21 protein-coding genes are annotated in these 24,567 nt (G+C 46.2%); 9 read left to right on the top strand and 12 right to left on the bottom strand.

Annotated elements, in window-relative coordinates; translation table 11 throughout:
* Positions 1-99: 99 nt before the first annotated feature.
* From B9N89_RS32300 to B9N89_RS17515, 8 genes are all read right to left on the bottom strand, one after another.
* Positions 100-2,373, bottom strand: coding sequence for a golvesin C-terminal-like domain-containing protein (locus tag B9N89_RS32300; RefSeq protein ID WP_132321223.1), 2,274 nt, complete (start codon positions 2,371-2,373; stop codon positions 100-102).
* 126 nt (positions 2,374-2,499) lie between these two features.
* Positions 2,500-2,727, bottom strand: coding sequence for a hypothetical protein (locus B9N89_RS17485; protein ID WP_143478210.1), 228 nt, complete (start codon positions 2,725-2,727; stop codon positions 2,500-2,502).
* Between the two features lie 222 nt (positions 2,728-2,949).
* Complete coding sequence (locus tag B9N89_RS17490; RefSeq protein ID WP_132321227.1) at positions 2,950-3,273, bottom strand: hypothetical protein; 324 nt, start codon at positions 3,271-3,273, stop codon at positions 2,950-2,952.
* Positions 3,274-3,468: 195 nt separating this feature from the next.
* The gene (locus B9N89_RS17495) at positions 3,469-5,967 is read right to left on the bottom strand and encodes an ATP-binding protein (RefSeq protein ID WP_132321229.1); all 2,499 of its coding nucleotides are present in this window, start codon (positions 5,965-5,967) and stop codon (positions 3,469-3,471) included.
* A 76-nt stretch (positions 5,968-6,043) separates the two neighbouring features.
* Positions 6,044-7,003: an ABC transporter substrate binding protein gene (locus B9N89_RS17500; protein ID WP_132321231.1), complete on the bottom strand. Its 960-nt coding sequence runs from the start codon at positions 7,001-7,003 to the stop codon at positions 6,044-6,046.
* Positions 7,000-7,719, bottom strand: coding sequence for a hypothetical protein (locus B9N89_RS17505; protein ID WP_132321233.1), 720 nt, complete (start codon positions 7,717-7,719; stop codon positions 7,000-7,002). The genes B9N89_RS17500 and B9N89_RS17505 overlap by 4 nt, the downstream gene beginning before the upstream one ends.
* Before the next feature lie 472 nt (positions 7,720-8,191).
* Positions 8,192-10,393, bottom strand: a complete 2,202-nt coding sequence (locus B9N89_RS17510) for a TonB-dependent receptor plug domain-containing protein (RefSeq protein WP_132321235.1) — start codon at positions 10,391-10,393, stop codon at positions 8,192-8,194.
* A gap of 262 nt (positions 10,394-10,655) precedes the next feature.
* Positions 10,656-11,564 carry a CE1 family esterase gene (locus B9N89_RS17515; RefSeq protein WP_132321237.1) on the bottom strand — a complete coding sequence of 303 codons (909 nt, stop codon included), beginning with the start codon at positions 11,562-11,564 and terminating at the stop codon, positions 10,656-10,658.
* 331 nt (positions 11,565-11,895) lie between these two features.
* On the opposite strand from B9N89_RS17515, the gene B9N89_RS17520 reads away from it, so the two are divergent.
* The gene (locus B9N89_RS17520) at positions 11,896-14,433 is read left to right on the top strand and encodes a TonB-dependent receptor plug domain-containing protein (protein WP_132321239.1); all 2,538 of its coding nucleotides are present in this window, start codon (positions 11,896-11,898) and stop codon (positions 14,431-14,433) included.
* Between the two features lie 96 nt (positions 14,434-14,529).
* Positions 14,530-16,311 (top strand): proline--tRNA ligase, encoded by a 1,782-nt coding sequence (locus B9N89_RS17525; protein WP_132321241.1) that lies wholly within the window; start codon positions 14,530-14,532, stop codon positions 16,309-16,311.
* A gap of 27 nt (positions 16,312-16,338) precedes the next feature.
* On the opposite strand, the gene B9N89_RS17530 is transcribed toward B9N89_RS17525, so the two are convergent.
* A complete protein-coding gene (locus tag B9N89_RS17530) occupies positions 16,339-18,309 on the bottom strand; it encodes a TonB-dependent receptor plug domain-containing protein (protein WP_132321243.1) in 1,971 nt (656 codons plus the stop codon).
* Positions 18,310-18,611: 302 nt separating this feature from the next.
* On the opposite strand from B9N89_RS17530, the gene B9N89_RS17535 reads away from it, so the two are divergent.
* The 7 genes from B9N89_RS17535 to B9N89_RS17565 all read left to right on the top strand — a co-directional run bounded on the left by B9N89_RS17535 (position 18,612) and on the right by B9N89_RS17565 (position 22,501).
* Complete coding sequence (locus B9N89_RS17535) at positions 18,612-18,791, top strand: hypothetical protein (protein ID WP_132321245.1); 180 nt, start codon at positions 18,612-18,614, stop codon at positions 18,789-18,791.
* 234 nt (positions 18,792-19,025) lie between these two features.
* The gene (locus B9N89_RS17540; protein ID WP_132321247.1) at positions 19,026-19,523 is read left to right on the top strand and encodes a TlpA family protein disulfide reductase; all 498 of its coding nucleotides are present in this window, start codon (positions 19,026-19,028) and stop codon (positions 19,521-19,523) included.
* A complete protein-coding gene (locus B9N89_RS17545) occupies positions 19,524-20,258 on the top strand; it encodes a hypothetical protein (RefSeq protein WP_132321249.1) in 735 nt (244 codons plus the stop codon).
* Positions 20,255-20,728: a TlpA family protein disulfide reductase gene (locus B9N89_RS17550; protein ID WP_132321251.1), complete on the top strand. Its 474-nt coding sequence runs from the start codon at positions 20,255-20,257 to the stop codon at positions 20,726-20,728. The genes B9N89_RS17545 and B9N89_RS17550 overlap by 4 nt, the downstream gene beginning before the upstream one ends.
* Complete coding sequence (locus B9N89_RS17555) at positions 20,725-20,943, top strand: hypothetical protein (RefSeq protein ID WP_132321253.1); 219 nt, start codon at positions 20,725-20,727, stop codon at positions 20,941-20,943. The genes B9N89_RS17550 and B9N89_RS17555 overlap by 4 nt, the downstream gene beginning before the upstream one ends.
* Positions 20,944-21,945: a hypothetical protein gene (locus tag B9N89_RS17560; protein WP_132321255.1), complete on the top strand. Its 1,002-nt coding sequence runs from the start codon at positions 20,944-20,946 to the stop codon at positions 21,943-21,945.
* Between the two features lie 232 nt (positions 21,946-22,177).
* Positions 22,178-22,501: a hypothetical protein gene (locus B9N89_RS17565; RefSeq protein ID WP_132321257.1), complete on the top strand. Its 324-nt coding sequence runs from the start codon at positions 22,178-22,180 to the stop codon at positions 22,499-22,501.
* Between the two features lie 116 nt (positions 22,502-22,617).
* On the opposite strand, the gene B9N89_RS17570 is transcribed toward B9N89_RS17565, so the two are convergent.
* From B9N89_RS17570 to B9N89_RS17580, 3 genes are all read right to left on the bottom strand, one after another.
* Positions 22,618-23,529, bottom strand: a complete 912-nt coding sequence (locus B9N89_RS17570) for a hypothetical protein (RefSeq protein WP_132321259.1) — start codon at positions 23,527-23,529, stop codon at positions 22,618-22,620.
* Between the two features lie 133 nt (positions 23,530-23,662).
* Positions 23,663-23,869, bottom strand: coding sequence for a hypothetical protein (locus B9N89_RS17575; RefSeq protein WP_132321261.1), 207 nt, complete (start codon positions 23,867-23,869; stop codon positions 23,663-23,665).
* Between the two features lie 9 nt (positions 23,870-23,878).
* A complete protein-coding gene (locus tag B9N89_RS17580) occupies positions 23,879-24,229 on the bottom strand; it encodes a hypothetical protein (RefSeq protein ID WP_132321263.1) in 351 nt (116 codons plus the stop codon).
* Between the last annotated feature and the right edge of the window lie 338 nt (positions 24,230-24,567).

Raw genomic sequence — 24,567 nt, forward strand, 5'->3', positions numbered from 1 at the left:
GCCTTTTTGAAGATTGAACGAGCGCCCACCTCATTAGACTAGGTCGCCATGAAAGTCAACGAGACTCTCACGACTCGATCAACACACAGTTCCTGATCGTCATAGACTTGCTACACGTCCACGGGCACGGTTGTCATCGATAATAGCTTGGTTGATAGCCTGACGAAAGAATGCTAGGCCTGCTTCAGTCAAGCTACTTTCGTTGGAAGTCGATGTGCGGGGTGAAAAAATGCCTATCCGACGAGCTGGGGCTACATCGCCGTTAAACAAGTTTGCGCCTTTTTTATAAAGAAAGAACGTTGCACGATTCACATCTTCATCAGCCCGGCTAATCACGATTCCCTCCCCGTTAACACTACCCCATGTCACGTTTATTCCATCTGCGAATGTTTTAACCCGCCCTGTCAAGCCAAGGGATAAGGGATGACTGGAATCAACTACATCAATCGCATCTTCTATGCTTGTGGAAAGACCCAAGGCATTCACGAGATTAAAGTTATCCCATAAATTAAATTCCCAAATAATGATGGGAATAGGAGCATCTTTGAGATTCGTTGGAACACTGCTTGAATTTGCGGACTCAGCGATGAGCAAAACATCCTGCCCTACCGTATCTGTGAGATCAACAGCGGCATCATCTACAATTGATACAGAGAATCCCATGTCGCCCAGAAGGGCGACAACGGTTGTATCTTGAATGGTAAGTGCGGCTGGATTACCAACAACCATAAGGGCATTTCCCCCAACTAAAACCGTTGCTAAAGCCGGATCGCTTTCATCTCCATTGGCGTCAACAGCAGTCACAGGGATACTCAACAGTCCGTTGAAACCAGCTTCAGGAGTTACGACTAGGGTATTACCAGCTAGTGATGCACTCCCTTGAGCAGGTGTAACCGCTCCTATCTTCCAATCGATGATGGCATCCTGCCCCACAGGATCGACTGCAAAAAGCTGCACTTCTACAGGAACTCCAGCGCGAGTGGCACCGTTGACATCAAAACTAAGCGGAGGGGTAGCCAACGCTCTGGGGATACAGATATCATTACGAATCACATTTTCGTCTGCGGGGGTCAGAGTTCCCGAGCTATCGACATCTAAAAAGGTGATGATCCTTATACCGCCTCGCGGACACGCTTCGTTACCAATTGGCAAAACTTCCTGATCGATCAAAGAGTGCAAACCATTGGTCCCTGCTTCACCTGTTGGTCCTCGATCACCAGGCTCACCTTGATCTCCTTTGGGACCTGTAGGACCAATTTCACCGCGAACTCCCTGAGGGCCTTGAGGACCTTCCTCACCTTGGGGACCCTGAGGGCCAGTAAGACCAGTTTCACCTCGTAAACCTTGGGGACCCTCTTCCCCTGGGGGGCCTGGCTCACCTGGGGGGCCTGGCTCACCTGCAATTCCCTGATCACCTTTCACGCCTGCTGGGCCTTCCTCACCGGGAGGACCAACGGGTCCTGTAGGCCCCTCGGGCCCAATAGGTCCTTGAGGCCCTTGTTCTCCAGTTGCTCCTTGGTCTCCTTTGGCCCCAGCAGGGCCTTCCTCACCAGGAGGTCCTACAGGACCAGGGGGGCCGGGAGGGCCTGGCTCGCCAATAGGCCCTTGAGGACCAACAATCGTGTCTCCCTTATCCCCTTTATCTCCCTTTGGCCCTTCTGGTCCAGGAGGGCCTTCCTCACCTGCTGGTCCCTGTAGTCCTTGAGGACCTGGCTCTCCCTTAGCACCTGGAGGGCCCTGCTCACCTGCTGGTCCTGGATCCCCTTTCGCTCCAACGGGACCATCTTCTCCAGCTGGTCCTTCGGGGCCCACAGGTCCCTGAGGGCCGGGAGGGCCTTGATTCAAATCCCTCCGACGTTCAAGCAACGCAGCATCTGCATTGATAAACGATCCTTGGTCAAAAAAATTGCGCAGTGTGAGTACTAACTCACCACCGGCCTCCACGGTTACCGTATCGAGGTAGTGCCAACCCTGAAGTTGATCGTCTATGTAATCAACACGGGAGTTTTGCTGATTCACCGTATAAAACCACGTACTGCTACCCGTGCTTTCGGATACAAAGTAGGTGGCATCCTGAGCATAGGCCTCACCTTTTATTGTCGATACAAAGAGACGGTAGTCGCCAGGCTCAAGATCGCGAAAAAACCAAGTTGCTAAGCTGACAACCGGATCAGTTACTTCAAAACGTCGAACTTCAACAAAGTCACCTCCAACAGCCGAGACATCGGTATTAGTTGTCCAGTTGCCATTAGTGAAGAAGTTTGGGTCCTGGTTGTCAATTACGATCCGCTCTTGACTCATAGAATAGCTAGGGCTAAGGCACAGTAGTCCTAAGCCTAACGCAAAGCGCGCGACCCATCGGGCAAGGTACATAGCGACTCCTCAATGGCTGCCTTGTGGCGACACAAGAATTCGAAATCTCAATTTGAAAAAATGTTGCCTGTGAGTTTACGAGAATCCGACGAACTCCCCAATACCTTTTATTACAAGTTCCATTTTTCAAGAGTTTTGCCCAGTATGTTTTGACACTCTAGTCATGGTACTTCCTAGCTTCAATATGTCGGCTACATGCTGACACAAGGCTTGGTACTCAGCAGGAGACAGACGAGTTTCATTCACTGCTAGAATTCGCTCTCCATGGGTTTGAATAAACTTTACGTAGCAAGCATCAAAGGCCTGGCCTATGGGAGCAGAGCTTTGAAATCTACGAATGTCATACATATTCATCTTAGTGGCTACCTCTAATCATTCTTCATACGTACTAGTCGTCGGAGTTGAGGAATGACTTCTAACGAAGGTTTGTTAGTAGTTGCCTATTATGGTTTAGCAATACCTAATAACTTAGCGCTTGTATGAAGTGTAGTTGATAGGAACGAAAGAGATAGTTTGCGCACGAATAGAAAAAACTTTGGTATGCTGACGAAAGGACCTAGGTAAATTAGTAGAAACCTAGCTGCAGATGGCCGCCATTGCCACATTGCGACTTTTGAATATATAGGTGTAGCGATCCTTGAACTTACACTTATTGCTGAAGCCCTTGAATCGGTAGTGTCCAGGAGGAATTTCGACGCTCGGATTGCGTCCTTCGGCAACGTAGACTCGGCCATTCACGGTGTTATGCGCCTCGATCCGAATTGGATCTTGAACTAGCATACGCTTGCCGTTTACTTGAAATGCTGCGTAGCGAAGCGTAAAGGGACCGAACTCAGAATTTCTAGCGATGAGTTCAGAGCTTAGTAGCAGGTTTAGGATCAGAATCAAAAGGAATTTCACAACAACAATCTCCGCATCGAACATCCACTACGCCATATTAGTGTGCAAAACGAGAAAGATCCAGTGATTTTTCCTACAAAATTCTAATTACCTATTATTGCATTGGTATTTAAAAGTGGCTAGGAGAAAGGTGTCTAAGGATTTGACACCATATGGAAAGGCTGATGAGCCTAGGCCCACCGATGAGCAAAGGCCTTAAGCAACGAGTTGATTGTTGGGGTTGTTCTTATTGCCGATATAGGCATCCGGGACACCAATAATGATAGCAAATGGAACAGTATCTTCTTCCATTTCCTGGAGAGTTTCTTCGCCATTGCGAGGGCTCAAAATCTTAAGTTCAATGGAGCCACCCAGCTCTTCAATATCAACCTTGACCGCATCCATACCCACGCCACGGCCAGAAATCTCTGTTACATCATCTTTGGTACTGAAGCCTGCCTTGAAGATCTCACGGGCGATCTCATTTAAAGTCGTATCAGGGGAAAGAGATCGTCGTTCGCTTATCTTTCTAAGATCGATCCCTGCCCCATCATCCTGCACAGTAATCAGCCCGGCGCCTTCCTTTGTTTCAAAGGTGAATTTTAAAGTGCCCCGTTCGTCTTTGCCCTTCTTCTTTCTAATCTTTGGCTCTTCTATCCCATGGTCTAAGGCGTTACGAATGATATGATTGAGAACGCCCCTAAAGTTATGTTCAATTTCTCTTTTTAGCCAGAAAGAATCACTGAATTCCAAATTTGGAGTTGGTTTTTTCAACCGTTTCGAAAGCGGTTCAAGGGGCTTACGGACGAAGTCAAGAATTTCGTTAAAGGAGATATAGCACTTATCATAAAAAATATCCCGTAGCTCTTGGAGATGGGGATTGTCATTGATGGATAGCTCTGAAATCGCCGATAGGTAGAGGTTTGCTCGGGAGTGTAAACCCATTGAATCAGATGACGGAAAGTAGAGGTTCACTGTCTTCTCAAGACCTTTGTATAACATAATCGTCTTCTGACAATATTCCTGCCCTTTTGCAACAAATTCATCACCCTCGATCTTCTGTAATTTTGATTCAAATTCGTGAATATGATCGCCGAGGTCCTTAAACCCATAAGCGAGGCTATTGCCTTTTACGGTATGTAAAATACGCTGGATTTTATTTGCATCTTTGCTCTGCTCTAACAACGAAATCTCATTTTTTATGAAGCGCCTCACATTCTCTGGCCCGTGAGAGGCAATGTTCAGAATAAACCGTCCTTTTTCTGCTTCTTCTTCCGCCTTTGCCTTGAGCTTATTAACTTCAGTCACATCTTTCACAGTAACTAGGACAGAGGAAACCTGGCCTTCGGGGCCATAGTGCGGCGAGTATGATAGTTCCAAGTAGTTCTTTTTAGTTTTCAAACTAAGTGGCAGAAGTGATGAGTTGGCTTCATAGGTTAAATCATCTTCATTTATCATAGTATCCAAAATTTCTGGAGTTCGTTCTGAATGAAGTGCCTTAAAAACTTCATTAGTTGATTTACCCTTCAGATCTCCAAACATCTGTTTAGCGGCCTTCGAGTATTCGTCACCAAGTTGCTTATCAGGCATGATTTTAAAGATTGCAATGTCAATATTATCCAAAAGGAACCGGATTTCCTTAGTTTTTTCGTCTACCATGAACTGTAGATTTTCAGTGAAGTCTTTTACCTGGACACGCATGTTCTCAAAAATTTCACACAACTGCCCAATTTCATCATCCGACATTTTCTTCACTTTAGATTCGTAGTGACCACTGGCAATTTCCTGAGCCGCTTTCGAAAGGTAAGTCACCGGTTTAGAGATTTTACCAGCTACGAAGGCCGAGATCGCAAACCCCAAGATAGTCATCAATACTGCAGAACCAGCTAGCGCAAGGAATAGCTGATTCTCGCTATCTTTACCCAGGCGAATTAATTCTTCCCGTGTAGTATTCGTTCGTTCCTCTTGCTTACCAATAATCTTTGCTAGATCATCCTTGGTTTTCTGCACAAACTTATTGGTTTTTTCCAAAGAGATGACATAGCGAAGATAGCCTACTGCTTCACCTTCTTCCATAAGGTCATCGATTTCATCAGGTTCTCCTTCGAAAACAGGAGTGGCTACATCATAGGCTTGGACGACTCTCGTTTCACCGGAGGCTGTGGTATAGGTAAAACTTACCTGCTCTATACCGCTCGTCTTCCTTTGAATGATCCCCGGAAGATTGCCGTCTTCAAACTCAAAGTCTTCTCCTACCCAAGTATCGATATCAGAATTGAACTTAAGACCCTTGGGAAGGCCATTCGGGTACTGGGGCGTCGATATTTTCGTTGCCCGAATATCTTCCCCTTCCACAACATAGAATGCGGCAAAAATAATATCGTCATCGAGCTTCAAAGATTCGGAGATGAATTCTTGGATGAATAGAACCTGGTTATCCACAAATGGAGTAGTCAGGGACATACGATCTTTAGCGATAAGATTCAAGCCCTTCTTTCGAGCCTGCTCTTCGTATATTTCGATGATTTCATTTTGAGTGACTTGAGAGGCCTGTTTGAAGTCACCAATAAATTGATTGGTGGCCTCATTGCCCTTATTAAGAAAGTTCGTGATGAGGTTATCCGAGAATAGGGCGACCATGACTGATGAAATCACCAACACGGAGAAGATGCCGAGAAGGCTGGACGCTACAATTTTATTCTTAATCGACTTCATATACCCTCAGCCTACCTTTCGCTTCCATACCCATACCACCAAACCGCTGCTGATATGAGACTCTGATTCAGGTGAGCTAGTCTTCGCCAACAATTCTCAATCCATCAACCTTACGGTTCTTTATTTTTATATTCAGTCGTTCTAATATCTCTTTATTGAGAACCTTGTCATTGGACACCATGTACTCAACTCCGTAGTCTTCTGGGCTTGCATCTCCATCAAGGATCGAAAGAGCCATATCCGATACGTGAGCAGCAAGTCCCGACGCGTTAGGATAAGCGGAGAAGGCACACATATTAATTGGTGGGAGCGAAAACTTTTCTACACCACACAAGAACGGGATGCTCTGCTTCTTAGACTCCTGTATCCACACCTTAACGAAGGTTTTCTTGTTTATGAGCTTACTATCAAGCATAACCCAGAGGGCATCAGCACTATCCGATGCATTTTCTACTTCCTTAGCGACCTCATCATTAATGTCATCCTGATCGCCCTTTTCGACATTTACGGTCACCAGCTCGATATTCTCGCGCTTCAGGTAGCGCTTCGCATCCGAAATCAGTTCTTCAGAGGAGCTTTTTCGGTAAAGAACTTTAACTTTTCTAATCTTCTTTTTGATGATTTTATTCAGCTCGCTCACAATGGTGAAACCAGATACTTCGTAGCCAACTCCCGCAATGCCTTCGATATCATCCAGCTCTTTCTTAAGATTGAGCGCCATCGTTGCAACCATCGGAGGTAGCTTCTTATCCTGAGCCACTAGCTCTTTAGCTTTCGCTACGGCCACATTGTCGAGAAGGATAACTAACTTGCTTGCCTTGATGTGGTCGTTGTACAAGTCTTTCGCTTCGGTATCGCGGTCGATGACAGTCTCGCCGTAGTCAAGATCGGCTCCCATTTCTTGCTTGAGTAATTTAGCGAACGCCTCGAAATCTTTGCCTTCGCTTCGGACAATCATAACTTCAGCCCCGTAAAGGTTCTGGGACATGGTTAGCAACATCATCCAGCTTAGTATGTTTAAAAGTGAGAACTTCATTTCACGCTCCCTACTTTGTCATAGCCGAATTTTGAGATCGTCTTCGCTTCCACCTTAAGGAGTCCATCGTGTTTGCCTTTTTGATCTTTTTTGACGAAGAAGATCGGAGCTTCTATTTCGAGGGTCTCAATGATCTCGAACTGGGCTTCTGATTGTTTCTTCACAATTTCTAGATCGTGTTCATCGATAAGGATATGATTGACGTTGCCTAAACTTAGCATCGGTACTAAGTCTAGGCCCTTTTTTACTAGTTTAATGCGTTTGATCTTGCCGTTGAGCCGTTCCTTGACAATACTCTTCGAGGCCTTTCGCTTGCCCGCTTCATCGATCGCCGCGACCGACTTTTTACCTTTGTCAGCCCCTTTCAGAGTAACTAGTAGGAGCTTGCCAAGATTTTTGCCTTTCCGCAAAAGTGTGAATTGCGGTTCCATATTCCCTATTTGTTTGTTTCCCTTGACACTCGCTGGCAGCAGCACCACATCGAAAGCATCCGATTTGTGGGTCGCTAATAGGTCTTTAACCCGCGCGAATATTTTGACTTCGTAGCCCTTGAGAGTAGCATCCTCTTTGATCAAGGCCTCAAGCTCTTTGACAGAGTAGATATGGGGGAGAAAAACACCCATAGTCTTCGCGGAGGCAGGGAGGGCTACAAACAGAGGCACGACTATCAAGAACAGTCGTAGCAGCCTTTGCTTTGTGTACCTTGCTAAAGTCATCTGAAACCTATCCTAAACAGGGTGTCCGCACGTGCCAAACACAAGTTGAAGAGCATTTCGCTAACAACCTGGCTATCGTTAAAGCCACAGGAAAGATTAAGATTAATTTTTAAGATACTGAATTTATGATGTTTTTTCTTTGGACCAGGCTTAAACACGAGATTAAAAATCCGAAATACATCGTAATTCTAAGCCTTTTTGGTAGGTGCTTCACGCTTATATCGCTGGTAAGACACTAGTGCTTAGTCACATTGGATTCTCGGCTAGGCGTCGAGGAATGATTGAGGAGATAGTACTCCCGTACAGCGACGATTGAGAGACGAAGACAACAACGCCGAGGATTCAATGTGACTAAGCACTAGTCGGTTTTTCGGAGCGCTCTGATGGTTAAGACTCTAAAATAACTGGGGGGCAGCCCGAAAGCTGTCCCCTTATTCAAATACGATACCAAATTTACCTTCGGCTCTAGGCTCTAAAAGTCATACTGAATGGAAGCATACACGAGGCGTCCTGGCTGCGGCATTACTGAGTTAAAGTATGATTGCGACCCGCCTGAGTAAGCTCCGGTGTCATCAAATACTCCTGGCTCAGTGCCCGCATCCGCTTCACGTGTGCCTGGATGATCGTAAGCCGTATCTGTTAGGTTCTCAACTTGAACGGCCCAAGTAATTCCCTTGTTATAGGGATCGTGGAACGCAAGCTTTGTATCAAGTGTTGTGTATGCATCGAGCTTATTCACAGGGTTTGATGATACCGTATCTCGTGGCCCGATATGGCGTCCGCGAAGGCTGATACCGAAATCGCTAACGTTAACCTGAGTTCCGAACATCAGCTTGTTTCGAGCCAAGTCACCAATGAACTTGTCACCGGTCTTAACTCCATCGCTATCGAAAACTTCTTCGTCAGCGGTCAATAGGTGCGAAAAGTATCCCCATACTTTGAACTGCTTAAAGAACGAAACAGGAATCAATGCAGTGATATGATAGTCAATTCCTTGTACCGTTCGCTTACCTAGATTCGTTGCGCCTGCACTGGTTTGAACGATGGTATCGCTATTGTTGGCGACAAAGAAACTCACGAGATGCGTCAGAGAGCTTGTTGTGTGTGTCGCTGTAAATTCAATGGTCTGAGAGTTTTCGGGGTCCAGGCTCGGATCACTTCCTGACCCTCCCCAAGCTCCATAAAGCGCCCGTGGAGTTGGTTCTTGATATGCTTCGCCGTAAATGAGTTTAAAGATGAAGTCATCCATCATTGCCACATAGGCAAAACGCTTAGTCAACGAGGAATCATATTCAGAATTACTATCTGATCGAAGACCCAAATTAAGTTCATGACCTTTAGCGATCTTGTACTTCGATTGAACGTAGGCCCCTTTATCCTGAGTTAAGATTCTATTCTGAGGTTCGTCTCCTTCGACTTGAACCTGCGGGTACAGATAGTCACCTGCATCGATGGTTGAAACTGGCTCATAGCCCCCTGGCTCCCCAGAGGCGGCTTCACCGTTGATATTGTAAGCTTTCTGTAAGTTCTTCCGCTCCCACTTTATCCCTGTTACCAAAGAGAAACTGTCTGACAGCTTGACATCGAAGTCCTGAGTTACAGTCATACTTTCGTTATAAGTGTACCAATAAGAAAATGCCGTCAGGAACTCATTATCGGAGCTACTAAAGTAGCCGTCCACGAAATAGGAGTCATTGGGAACATCGCTTTCCCGATGGCGTACCATAGTCGTGGACGTTACCTTATCAGAAACTTTTTTGGTAAACCGGAGGTAGACATCTGATTCACTTAGCGCCCAGCGTCCGTTCATTTGAACTTTGTCAGCAGGATATTGATAACCGTAGCCTGTATCTCTTAATACATGCCGAGCACCGATTTCCAACTCTTCCGTATAAACCCTCAAATCATAGGCCCGGTTTCTAAAGAGGGATTTTCTAGTGCCACCTAAATTTGGGTTGTCAATAAAACCTCCATAGATTCGTCGATCTTCTATATACTTTTCTTTCAAGAATTCGTAGCGATCGGCATTGGAGTAATCAAGCTGCCCCTCATCAAAACGCCCAGTAAGCTGGAGATTGAACCCATCTCCCTGATAGGAGGCGGTGACGTCTCCGATAGTCCTATTTAGCTCACCACCAAGAAGAAAGCCGCGATAGGATGTTTTTGTCTCTCCTGCCTTGGCAAGCTCGGGGCCATTGGTAATAACGTTGATGACCCCCATAAAGGCGTTGGCACCGTATACCGAAGAGGTTGGGCCGTAAACAACTTCAATTTGTTTGACGTTTGATAGCGGAACCGTGGTAATGGTGTTATGAACAACATTGAAATAAAGGTGATTCATGACAACGCCGTCGATCATGAATAGGAACGGATCGCCGATCGCATTCCGCCAACCACGCATGTAGTTCTTAATTCCAGTATCACCATAGGATCGAGAAACCTCCATTCCTGGCAAATCGTCTAGAATTTCGGAAACGTTTTTGTAGCCCCTATCGGAAATGTCTTTCCTTGTGATAACAATCATCGTAGCCGGAGCCTGTGCTAATGTTTCACTAGTGTTCGATGCTGAATCAACAGTTAGGTTCAGGATATCCGACAGACTCATTTCCTGGGCCATTGCTTGCCAGGAAAAGAGCAGTGACATCACTGCGACCGCGAAGGAGTTGGTCCTCATGGAGCTTTCCTCTATTTAAATTATGGGAACTATTACTGGAATTTTACCAGTGGCTGAAGACGCACGTCAACGTAAGGACGCTGATTTTTTTAAGAAAAAAAGCAGAAAGGCGTGGAAAGCGCTTCTGCCATCGGTTTGCCAGTTAAAAAAGAGAGGAAAGATATGAAGTCTTAGTTTCTTACGATACCCCAGCTAGAACCACCCTTTTAAAGAATGCTCTAGCCGAGAACGAAGCCTTTAAACCGATAGACGGTACTAGGCCTTATTTCACCATAGGTTTTGCAATGAAATCCAGGGCCTGCACCAGAATATTTTCAAGGTATAAAGGCGCGTGGCCAAGGCCATTCATAGTCCACAGTGCTACTTGGTGCCGCCCTCGGCAATTGTCGAAGAGGAGTTGATCTGTTTCATTCCCCGGATCAAAGTATTGGGGTAGCTCTTCATCACTGGGCAAGCCGGCATTAAGATCAAGATTGAACTGCGATAGCTCAAAGGCCTCAGACGTAGCTATTTCATTCTTGCATCGATTGAAGCCAGCCCAATAATCTGTTGTCGCTCGTGCAGAAGGATAGGCAGCTTTAGGTGTCGAACCACCATCATAGCCAATCACAGCATCAACGGTGCCATGGACTTGAAGGTAACTAAGTGCACGCTTGGGCTGGCACTGAGCGATGTCTCGATAGTTCGCTCCCGCAAAGGATGCAACACCTTCGAAGACGTTGGAATACTCGCACGCGAGCCTGTTAGCCATGAACCCTCCATTGGAAAAGCCCACGATATAGATTTCATTCTTGCGTACGGGGTAGCTTCTCACGGCCTCGTGAACCAGCTCCATCAGGTAGTTCACATCTGTATCAGATTTTTCAGGACCAAAAAAGTCACAACAGGCATCAGTTGCAGCCCAGAACCGTGCTCCGTCTTGATTGACCCGACCTTCGGGAATCAGTGCGTGGTAGTTTACTTGTTCTGCCCCACGTCGGGCATTAAAAAATTGATCGATACTCTCAGCATCCATCCCGAAACCATGGAGAACCAAAACGAGAGGACGCTTTTCTGGTCCTTCAGCTAATTGCAGAAGCGCTGTACGATCCTCGGGACCAATTTGGACGACTTGGGCGCCAAAACTTAGGCTAGATGCCAACAAGCACACCATCGTAAACAAGGGTAACATTCCGTTCTCCTTTTAAATTTACTCAACTCAATGAATTTCGCAGAATCCATAACGGAACTAGCTTTGCTGATAGTACTTTGATTTAGACGATTGACAATGCATGAAAGGTATAACGCCACCCATTGTTGCTTCACAACTAAGTATCAACTCCTAAGCACCCAAAAGCCCTACCCCTGATTAGGCCTTGCAACGATACCCTTTTCATTCGAACTTGATTAACACTCTTGATCTTTATTGCTATATTACCAAACGCATGCATCAGCAAGGCTCACGACATTACTCGTTAGTCACTAGTGAGACGTCCTCACCTTAAACTTAGAGAGATTCTTCCTTGGGTATCAAAAAAATCGCCATAGTATTTATAGGTCTCTGCACCATTGGCAAAGAATCGCTCGGAAAACCTTACTCAGAACGCCATGTGGTGACAGGGAGTCGGATTGCTACCACCGCCGATGAAGCACCTGCCCTCGTTATCAAAATTCCAAGTGATAGGTTGCGAGCAGAAGGGGTCGCAAGGCTTGGTGAATTTCTGGCGAACCTGCCTCAGACAAATTTTGGTAGTGAGGTGAGTGATCCGGACTCGAACAACCCTGGGTTCCAAGGCGCTAATTTAAGAGGAGTTGGAATCGACAAAACACTGGTTCTACTCGATGGCAGGCGCCTCCCCAAGAGTCCGGGCCGCAACGGAGTCGATCTCAATACTATCCCTATCGCGATCATCGATCGCATTGAAATCCTGCTCTCGTCAAGCTCCGCAGTCTACGGTTCCGACGCTCTCGCTGGAGTCATCAATATTCACAGCACAAAAGACTTCGACCACGCTGAGATAAGTTCATCCTTGGAGCTTACAGCCGATGGTGGTGGCGATCGCAGGCAGTTTGATATTAGCTATGGCTTCAACTCAGAATCCTTCGACGCCATCACAAGCCTAAGCTACCTGGAGCAAGATGCATTGCAGCAAACCGAGCGCTTCTGGTTTGATATGTTTACAGCAAGCAATGGCGTACCCACTTCCTATCAGCCTGAAAACGGGGTTTTCGTGCCTTTTGGTGGTGAAGAAGCTTGTCCCGGCTCCATAGTAAGACGAACTCAGGGAGTTTTTTGTGGATTCGATCTGCAACCATCCCTTTACTACCTTGCTCCTGAAGCTCGCCTGAGTCTATTCCAAGATATAAGGTATAGCTTATCCTCCCGTTCGACATTTTTTGGCCGTTTTCTAGTGAGCCGAAAGGATCAGGATCAGGAAGGTCTTGGCTCCCCACTTCGAGGCCGCACTGTGGGAGCAGATCGCGTAAACGACTTGGTAGAAGGCGGTATCCTTCCGGAAACCGTGAGAGATCAAAATCTTGCAGTGCAGGGTCGCTTTGCCGACCTTCCTCAACGAAGCGAAACAGACATTCGTGATAGCGCGCTGGCTGTAGGCCACATATGGGACTGGAATGCCACGCGCTGGCTAGAAACCCAGATTTCCTATGGCAGCTATCGGCAAAGGAACCAACGACCGAAGGGATATTTTTTAAATGACTCAATGTCCGATGCAATTTTCACCGGCTCTTATGATGTTTTCGCTGTCCCGGGCTTGCGAGGGGATCTTAGTGCTGAAACACCTATCTGGTCACAGGAACGATCCAGTATCTGGAGCCTTGAAAACACATTCCATGGTCGGATTAGTAATCTCCTGAACAGCAGAGCAGTCTCTTATGTCGTTGGAGGTTCTTTCCAGAAAGAGAGTTACAGCAAAGATTGCGAGGGCCGGCTCGCGGATGGCCTCATTTTCGGCCTGGGCTGCGGCGTTGGGTCAGGAGAGCGTGAATCTAGCGCTGTCTTTACCGAGCTTGAAATTCCCCTTTCCGAGGTCGTGGTCAATCTCGCAGCCAGACTGGATCATCATTCGGATTTTGGTTCTGCTGCAACTCCAAGGCTCGATACCATCTGGCGACCGGAGTCAGGACTATTTATCCGTGGAGGATACAGCGAGGGCTTTAAGGCCCCCAACCTACCCGAACTCTATGACGGCAGCAACAGTGAGCAGGTCGGAGCCATTGACTACCTCCGATGCCGGGAGGCTCAAGCCGCCAGCGCTGATGCAGATACACTGGAGCTGCTATGCGAAGAACCAGCTCAATTTTCGCTGAATACTAGCGGCAACAAAGATCTAAGAGAGGAACGGTCTCAGTCCCTCCACTTAGGCCTTGGCTACCTGGCAGCCAAGTGGGGTTTGAGCGTGCACGGCTACTATATTACGATTGAAGATGAAATTCGTTTTCCTGATATTGAACAAGTTCTACTTCTGGAGTCCCAAGGGATTGCGGTTGACGGTGTAACCGTAAGTCGTGATGCTGACAACGCCAGTGACCCCAATGCACTGCTTTCGATGAGTGCTGGCTACCTGAATATCAGCCAAACGAGAACCCAAGGTTTCGATGTCTCATGGTACTTGGAAGCAACGGAAAGTCTTGGGCGTTTGCGTTGGGATAGCAACCTATCTTATGTCTTAAGCTATCAGAGTGAGCTGCTTCCGGGAGCAGGTTTTCAAGAGTTGGTTGGGCAAGACCAAAGGCCAAGATGGCGAGCCCAGCAGAGAGTTCTAACACAATGGAGCGGCCATTCAGCAAGCTTTATCATAAACTCGCTTCCAGCATATAAGAAAGCCGATGCCAGTGCAGGCTCCGTCGATCCATTTTCAACCTTGGACCTCGTCTATCAAACAACGCTCCCGTGGGATCTCAGCCTAGAGCTAAGTGCTAAAAATGCTCTCCGCTCAACACCACCTCTAGACACCACGGGAGGTAACGATCGGGGAATAAATGGCCGGCTATACGACCCCCGAGGCACCCGATATGGCTTAGCATTGCGGGCAAAGTTCTGAGCCTCATCCCCAATGTAAATCCCAAGAAATTTCATGATTACCTGAGGCTAATTTAGTGGTAGTTTTTCCTCTTCATTAGAGTAATAGGGGATGTAGATGCGATTTAGTAAATTATTCTCGGTAACATACAAGGAAGCACCACGAGAGGCTGAGCTTAAAAATCATCAGCTTTTAATGCGAGCTGGAATGATTCACCAGTTTGGATCGGGAATCTTCGGGCTTCTTCCGCTAGGGCATCGCATCGTACAAAAGATTATTGGTGTGACTAGGGAAGAGATCAACAGAATCGACGGACAAGAAATTTCCATGTCAGCAGCTGTTCCTAAGGGCATTTGGGAAGAGACTGGTCGGTATAACGCGATTGATAGCTCCATGTTCCGCTTTCAGGATCGACATGGCCAGGATATGGTCCTCAATATGACGCATGAGGAGCCTGTGGTCGATTTGGTACGAAATGTGATCAATAGCTACAAGAACTTTCCGTTCTCGCTTTACCAGTTTCAGACAAAATTTAGGGATGAGGCTCGCCCTCGCGGCGGATTGATCAGGCTTCGCGAGTTCATCATGAAGGATGCTTATAGCTTCCATACCAGCGAAGACGACTTGCGGATTACCTATCAGAAATACTTTGAAGCCTATCATCGTATTTTCACAAGGCTTGGCTTCAAAGATTTTATCCACGTAGCATCCGACAACGGGATGTTTGGTGGTAACTACTCCCATGAATTCATGCTGCTGACTGAGTCTGGAGAAGATACTCTTTTAATCTGCCCTTCCTGTGAGTACAAAGCCAATAAAGAGGTGGCAAGCTCGCCACTCGCCAAGGCGGGTTCGGCTGGTAAAGGGATTGAAGAGATCGAAACTCCAGATCAGAAAACTATCGATGAGCTTTGTGCCTTCTTGAGCATTAAGCCTGAAAACACTGCGAAGGCAGTGCTTTTCGAGACTGTCGATGAGGGCGAGCCAGTGATCGCATTTATCCGTGGCGATCGAGATGTCCTTCAGATCAAGCTTGAAACTGCACTCCGCAAGCCATTAAAAGCAGCCGGAGACAAGGCTATTAGTACAGCCGGAGCTGTCGCGGGTTCAACCGGGCCAATAGGTCTCAACCTCGACAAGGCATGGGTTGTGGTTGATCCCAGCTTGGATGTCGACGGCGAGTACTGCACTGGCGCTAACAAGACCGACTACCATCTGGTCAACTTTAGCCCTCGTCGGGACTTTCTTGATCAGTTGAGCGATGCTCAAAAAGAGCGGGTTAAGATTATCGACATTGCTGAAATCGAAGGGGGCGATCCATGCAAGGAATGCGGTGCCTCACTAGAAACGAAGCGTGGTATTGAAATCGGTAATATTTTCCACCTTGGCACCAAGTACAGTGAAGCCATGGGCTTTACCTATCTGGATCAAAATGGCAAAAGCCAGATTCCTATCATGGGCTGCTATGGGCTCGGTATCACCCGAGCGCTAGGCAGTATTGTTGAGGAGCAAAACGACGAGTTCGGAATGAAGTTACCGATCACCATCGCTCCGTTCGAGCTACACCTGATGGCGATCAACTACAAGAAAGACGAAGTCAAGGAAGCTGCGGATAAGCTGTACGACGAGCTAAAGGCTGCCGGTATCGATGTTCTCATGGATGATCGCGATAAGAAGCCTGGATTCCAATTCAAGGATGCCGATCTCATCGGGATCCCAATCCGTCTGGTTGTATCTCCGAAACTTCTTGCTGAAAACCAACTGGAACTCAGCCATCGAAGTGATCCAAAGCAGAAGGAGAGGATCGATATCAAGGATGCAGTCTCAGTACTGAAAGCTATGATTGCCGATGAGTACAAGAAGTTTGACCCTGACTATCAAGCGGAAGCTAAAAATTAAGGCTTTTTTTCTGCGTCTAAAACACCTTTAAAACTCTGAGGTCCCCGTAATGCGTACGAGGACTTCTTGCCCAGATCCTGGATACGGCATCGCACCATTGTTGGCAGCTTGATAGCGTGCTGGATTCTCATCTCCCAGATCTCTTACCCCGACTCCAATATCAAGACCTTTGACAAATAGATTATCCCGAGTCAGGAATACGTTTGTGACGAGGGTAGGATCTCGTTCTTGTTCAAGAACCGATGCCGAAGCTTGATCATAGGAGAAGGCATACACAGAGCTTTCGTATATGCCGTTGACATTGACATTCCAGTCTTTCATGAACTCATAGTTCGCAACTAGGGTCACCTTATTCTCAGGAGACCCCAAGGCATTTCCTTCATCCAAACTTGATTTGAATAGCTCTGCCGTGTTCTTTTGAATCTCTTGATGGGTCAGCGTAAATCCGCCGGAGATCTTATCGAAGGCATATTTCAGCTCAAATTCAACACCCCTCGTCGCTAACTCATCATAGTTATAGTAATGCTCAAGATCTGTGTCTCCATCGTAGTAGTAGACAATAATATCCTGAATGGAAGTATCAAAGATATTACCGGTAACCACAAGATTATCAGAGATGATATAACCGACTTCCAACTCACCAGTTGTGGTGATTTCAGGCTTTAAGTCATTGTTGAGATCGTAGTTTTCAATGGAAGGCAATCGGTAGGCTTTGGCTAATAGCAACTTCACATGAGCGTCACCAAAGACTTTGGTAATACCCAAACGAGGGACAAAGGTCTTATCAAATTCTCGTGAATCCTCGTATCGCCCCCCAAAGGTAATATTTGCTATATCCTTGAGATTCATGGTGACTTGGGTGTAGTAAGAATTCCTCAGAAGCTCGATATTGGCTTTACTATTGGTCGCAAACACAACACGATCCCCACTTCTTCCGAAGTGCATCATGATATCACTACGATCAACGGTGTTCTCCCCGCCTAGGGTCCATTCAATGTCATCTGTGATTTGGTAGCGAAGCATCGCTCCCGCCACCCGACGCTCTGTGGTACGTCGCCAATCATTGCCAATTGTAATGTCCTGATCAGGGTCTGGCTGCCACCAGGAGCGTTGATGCTTGATGCTTCCATATGGATTGAAAGACAGCTTCTCAATAAGTTTGCCAGTGTAATCCAAACTAAAAGCCGTGGTATCGAAGTCTTTTCGGTAAGGGTCAGCAGTCAAAGACCCCCAGAGAACTTCGCTTTCCACGGAATGGGTATCATGAAGAAATCGTGCCTTTAGCCCTTCGTATTCCACACTAAAGTTTACAAACCGGCCTTTCACTGTCGAGTCATCGATCGGACCAGTATCACCGTTAGTGTCGGTGTAATCACCTTCTGACTTATTAGACCCAGTATACCGAACGCTGAGGTATACTTGGCCCTTGGGAATCTCTTTACTGAATCCGTATGAAAGTGCCCGTGTACCACTACCGCTTTTGAGCTGACCCACTGTAAGAGTACCCTGGTGTCCATCTAAGGATTTCGCCTTTGTAATAATATTGATAACCCCTAATTCAGCAAAGCCACCATAGAGCGCTGAGCCTGGACCACGGATCATTTCAATACGCTCAATCACCTCCACAGGAATATGGTGTCCAAGTGAATGGGTTCCGTAAGAAATGTCGTTGAGTTCGATTCCGTCCACTAGCAGTAGGATCTTGCCCTCACCCGCGTAAATTCCCCGACTCACAAACGTTACTACTCCTAGGACATCCTGGGCGAATGTAAAGCCTGGTATCAGCTGGAGGACATCGATGAGATCACGGGCTCCAGCACGTTTAATGTCATTTTCTGTGACGACACTCACAATACTCGGAGCATCACGCAAGCTCTGCTTTGATTTGGTAGCGACCTCAACCTCAAGATTTAAAATAGCCGATAGACTCATGTCTTCTTCCGAGTACGTGGGACACGCAAGAATAAGGGAGAGAAAAGCCAATAACTTTTTCATCATCTAACATCTCCTGACTTTTTGACTATGTTTATCATCTGTTTGAGGAAGTGGTGAGTCAAGGACTATCTGTCATTCAGTCATAGAATGCCTAAAATTCCTATGTTAACCAGCCTGTGTTCTAGATATCCAATAATCCATCTTTTGCTTCACCCCCCAGAAAGTAGCGGCCACGGGGCTGGGCTGATTCACTCAAAAAGTGGCTGTAGATTCGATCCTTTAGCCAGCCGAAACATAAAAACACTTTATACCGAAAATAGATCAGCTATAAAGGATGCTAGCGATAATAAGCAAGGAGTTTGATCGTGGAAATTTTACTAGTGTTCGTGCCGATTTATCTGTTTATAAGCCTGGTGGCATTTTATAAGTGGCTGAAACTCTCAGTGACGGTTTCCACGATGGAATCGGAACACAAGCTGGAGATTAGAAAATTAGAAACGCTCCTGGAAGACGAGCGACGAAAGGCAACATCATCACCTTCATGACTGAAAATATTTTTTTGTGACCGCCCGCCTTTGTAATTGCTCCGTTGAAGGATCTCATCACGAAATCCCCAAAAAGCCACGCAATTATTTCTAGAAGAAAAAAAATCTAGATGATAATACTCTAGACAACATTTCAAATTCGAAAATAACAGGTCCGTCTATTTCTGAAATTTTAATTATCTTATTAAAGTTTGTAGTTCAGAATCACGACAACCAACCATTCAGGAGTTCGCGATGAAGTTTCTCAGTCTTTTATCGATCGTCTTCTTTTCTAGTTCGGTGTGGGCGTTACCAGGTGCGGAACTTGCCAAGGACAAAAACCCAAGCCTCACCAGCAGCTCCTTAGAAGGAGTACAGTTGGGTGATATTTTTACCTCGGAATATCTCGTAGTGGACATATCAATGCTCTTTTGCCCCTACTGCCGTAACATGGCGGAAGAACATAATAACGATCAGGACTTCCAAAAGATGTTCGCATCTGAGACTTGCAACTTCATCGTTGTAGTCCCCGACGATGATCGAGAGGGTTGGATTGCTGAATATCCGGTAGACACCTTCATAGGTGAGAGAACGTATAGCTACTCGGAATCTATGAGGAACTTTGCCAAATTATTTGGCTTGAGTCTAAGAGGGGTTCCTACAGTTATGGTCTTAGACCGAGCTGGAGAGTTGGTAGCTCAAGCCCCAGGAGAGACTCCGAAAGAGGTCTACGAGCTTTGCGGAGTCGAATAGATGATCAATCAGTCGATCGCGGTTGCGATATTGGTTTTTTGCTTGAGCTGCGGGATTCATATGCCCCGCGCTCTAGATCAGGAGGCGAGTTCAGGGGAGCAAGGGTCTCCTAGTGATCTAGCAGACCTACCCAGCAAACCGGAGACACCAAGCGACGAAACGAAGCAAACGCCAACTGATCCACTCCCCCTAGAGCCTGAACCGCAGCCTAGCAAACCTGTGGTCACTCCAAGCTGCTCGGCTCCCTTGGATAATAGTGCTCTCGTTGAAGGCCAGATCGATGGGCGTCGCATCAATTTATTCGACGCCCAAGCAGCATCACACTCGCTTTGTCAAACTTTAGAGAGCCACAAGAAAAGCGTCGCTGTCTTTCAACTCTCATCGATCCTATGCTTTACCTGTCAAGATGAAGCGGAGTATTTGGAGAGTGCGCTAACTGATCAAGGTCTCCGCGATCATGTTCTGCACGCGATTGTTTTCACCGATGCCCGCGAGGACTGGGCTGAAGACGATTTTCTATGGTTTCTTGAAACGTTCGCCATATCAGCGAAAAGGCTACACGACGATGGCCTAAAGATGATTCGCCAGTTCTCTGTGGAACCCAGTAAACCACGCTTACCAACAATCGTGGTCATGAATTCCAAGATGAAGGCCATCGTTCTCAACCAAGATGGGGTCAGTGGCAAGGATATCCTTAAAGCCGTGACTGAATTAATGGAGGCCAATGAGGAATGAAGATAGCAAGTATTTTATTCCTTGGACTTATGTCTATGTCAGCCTTAGGGACCATAAAACCTAAGGCATTAAATCAGCTTCGTGGTTTAGACGGCCAAACATGGCAATCAAGCAAACAAGATGTTGTGGTCCTGCACTTTCTTGCTTCTTGGTGCCAAGGCTGTGGCCCCACACTGAAACTGCTAGATTCTACAGTTTCGGGGCAACAAGCTAGAATTGTGCCTGTGAGCGTAGATGAGGAGATTCAGCAGGCTCGCGACTATTTTTCCGGCAAGAAGCTTTTAACTCAATACTATAGCAAGGCTTTTTGGGATAAGGATGCCTTGCTGGCTAAACAGCTGAAAATTGAAGCGATTCCAAGTGTCGTTGTTATTGATAGCAATGGCAAGGAAGCGATGCGCCTGGAAGGTCATCCTACAGCTGCACAACTTGGCAAGCTCAAGGGAATCATCGAGAAGGACAATCAATGAAAGTCATAATGCTTTGCGTGGCATTCACCATTTCCGCCTGCAATCATAACAATGTTAAGTATCATAAGGCCAGGCTCCTAGACCCCATGATGGATCCAGAGAAAACTGATACTTTGATGTTGAGCCTCATCGGTGAATCTGGTGTGTGGCTCGAAAAGTCCGTAGAACAAGGGGCCGGCTTAGTGGGTGGGTCCTGCCCCACCTGTGGGGGTTGAATGAAGCTCCTCATCAGTATTATAGCTCTACTACCGGCGATTTGCTTCGGCACGAATCAAGTTGAAGTCAATGTTGGGCAGTTCAAGGACAAGAATCAATCGGTCCAGATGCAACAACTTGGTGCTACTTATGAATCCAACAATTTTTGGGGTTCCGGAACAGCGCTCACAGTTCAGTACAATTTCAGCGGCAAACAAGTCGACTACCTTATTCAGAATGAATTGCTAGCTGATGCGATCGGCGTCGATCAAGCCATCACTGAGGAGTCTCATAGCATCTATCTCGCCCAAGGGCTTGGCATCGGGCGGCAAGCTGGTGTTGTCTATGGTCAAAGACAAAGCCCGTTAGGAGATCTAAGTTGGGTTGGGGTAAACACTCGATTATGGTTTTTCTCTGAAACTCTAAGAACTCAATGGGACTATCGACAAACAAGGGGCGAACAGCCTGTTATAGAATTTCCCGACGTAGATGGTCGCCGCATTAGAACCCCTGAAGAGTTTGAAGGAGATTCCCTCGGCCTCAGTCTTACTTTCCTTGCCGATCCGAGAACAATCCTTAAAGGATATGTATCCCGCAGTGATAGCAACAACCGACCACCGGCAATAGCTTATAATGGAGAAATCCGACGCTTTATTTCTTACACATCAAGCGCTGTACATCTATCGGCAACAAGGTATGAAAATACTGGAAAGATTGGCGTTGATTCAAGTTTTGGTGAAGTCACTGCCAATACCGCAAAACTTGAGTGGCATCAGAGACTCGGGGGGGCGTGGATCCTCATGGGAGGTTATCGCTTTCACAACGAAATTGAGACCCCAAGGGCAGACCTTTCCAGACAACAATTGGCTAGCGACACCTATTACAGTACTTTGAGATGGAGGTTTGGAGAAGGCAACCCTCTCGGTAATTTGAGTGAAGCCTACCTTATTGCTTCCCACTATCAAGACAATATCAGCAATCGGGCAAACAGTTTCGGCCTAGGGTCGAAGCTTGTCTTTTAGATTTGCAGGTCCTAATGCCAGCAGAATTGAGGCTATCCTATAATCAAAAAAACTAGTGGTGGAGTTCAAATATTTGTGACATAGTCGCGTTCTTTTGATTGCGAATAATAGGAAGTTTTATGTTTACCAGATCGACTCTCTGCGCTTTTTTCTAATAATTTCAGGACTTTTATCAAGTTCAGGCCAAGCCGCCAGCTCCTACAAAAATCTTTGCCACGACAACTGGCAGGGCATGTCTTTGACTCAAAATGGTGACGGTAGCACAACATTTTCGACTATTGACTTTGGCTACTATGGTATTGCGATTCCCGACAGAGTTGAACTTGAAATCCTTGCAAACGGAATATCATTAGATCGTATTGATATTACAGCAAACTTTGAAGAGAAGCTCTTCAGAGGAGTCATTCTTCGTAGTTTTTACTACGAAGCTGTTGATTTCTTTAACTATGGTGATGCAATTGGATTTCGAGTTCATGTGAGCCGAGTAGAAGAAAGGCAAACTTATCCGAAAGTAGATTGGTATGAAGCCAGTGTGCTCTTTGGGACCTGTCTATAACATTCAGAGCACCTTAGCTATATCTAGCTTTCGACTTTCAATTTAGTTCCCATGAACATCTGAACGTTTTTTTAATCAGGGTGAATAATCAGTTCACCCTGATTCAATCAGGTGTACTATAACTGCTTTACCTTGAAAACGAGACTCATGGTTCCATCTTCATTAGCCGTGATAGCATCGACGAAGATTAGAGCATACTGATCTTCAGAAGTCTTAACCACAAAAGAGTCACCCTCCTCTACAGCAAGCTTAGTGTCTGTTGCTTTGGTGCGATCCCAAAGTGATTCGATCATCGAACTTGCTTTAACACTGGCAACTTCAGAATCTGTTAGGTTGACTTTGTGGAACATGATATTTGAGGCATTAGAAAGAATTCCCCACTTAGTTCCAAGAGAGTCTGCAACTTCCCGAGGGGCCCAGATATAATTGATGTCGTTATCTGCGCCAGTAGCGTACACAAGATCGATGTTTTCCGCTCCACCGCACTCTGTCGCGATCGTACCGATCACACAAACTTTGCTTTCATCGAAGTCAATCGAGCTACCAAGAGTTGCATGCTTATCACTTCCTGCTTCCAGTTTACGAGCGTCTTCAAGATCTTGAACGGCTCCGCCTTTTACAGAAAACTTAAAAGTCTTGTTTACCTGGTTTCCATTATTGTCTGTCACGACAATAGAGGCCGTGTAGTCACCATCAACCACGTGCTCACTCACTTCAAACCGAAGCGAGACGCCCTCGTCGCCATCTAAGCCAAAACGAACATCATCGGCACCTTCAAAACCCTCTGAAACAAATTTGAAGCCATAAACGCTAGCCCCAGAAGCATCCTTAACACTAGCTTTGATATTTGCTAATGGAATATCAGAATCGATCTCGCCATTGATCTCTTGCTGAGATCCTGCCTCAATTGACTCAAACCCTTCCAAAGTGAAGTTTAGTTCTGAATCGTTAGTACGATCATCTGAATCTGACCCACAACCAATTGTAAGCCCCAAACTCAGTGCTGAGACGTAAAGTAAGTTTTTCATGTTCCCTCCAATTATATAATCTGACAACAAGATAGATCTTTAGCTCTATTTAAAAACTTTGGCAACCATCATCCGACACTTTAGAATCACTTTTACCTTCACCGGCTGCGATACGTCTCAACTGGGGCGTCTCTTATTTTACACAGTAGTATTTGAAAACCCTCATTCCCTTCGCGACTAGGGTTCTATTAAGGGGAGCGAAGCCCATGATACTTCGTCCCGCCGAAAAAATACTCGTCACTCTACGAATTATAATATCTCCTTGCATTTCTTCACCAAGCCTTGTCTCATAGGTTTTGCTTCCCTTGATAAGTGAAAAGTCCCATACCAACTTCATCATTTACCTCTATTAGTGAGATAAGACCTTCCCCTTAGCAGCATCGATTCTCTGCCGATAGTCTTCACAAATTCCGCTCTTCATTGGTTCTAGATTGGGATCGCTTATCAAGTCCTGAACATTTTCAAACATACCTTGAAAGAAGCTAGATGCCCAATCCCAGACACTGGTATCGGTGACTTCTTTCCCATCCCGATAAAGTCCAAAGGAGGGCTCATGGATCGGTCCTGAAACTAAAATCTTCTCATTGATTCCGGTGATGGACTTATCTTTGACCTTTGGAAAGAATCTTATCCATAAGCCCTGCTTCTTAAAATCGATCAAACCCTTGATAAAAATATTGGAATCTTGGGTCCCGACCATACCCTCCTCAAACTTCAGTACACCATTCTCAATATTCGTCTCGCCACCACCCCCCCAGGGAAAAGATATATTATTAACCGATCGAAAGACAATATTTGCTATTGTACCTGGATTCTACTTCAGCCAGGGCTCAGTTGCGGAACTTACCAACTGGTACAGCAATGAGAATGATTTTTGTAGCGTTCTAGAAACGAGATTTCGATAACGTATTAAGAGTTGTGCACATTTGGAACTAAGCGAAAAGGCATAGAAAAGCCCTCAATCTGATAAAATTAGGAATACAAAATTTCAAAAACCTAATCAGATGAGGGAGAATATAATGTCTGATGTAAAGTCTA

The sequence above is a fragment of the Pseudobacteriovorax antillogorgiicola genome, from assembly GCF_900177345.1.
GTDB classification, from domain to species: Bacteria; Bdellovibrionota_B; Oligoflexia; order Oligoflexales; family Oligoflexaceae; genus Pseudobacteriovorax; species Pseudobacteriovorax antillogorgiicola.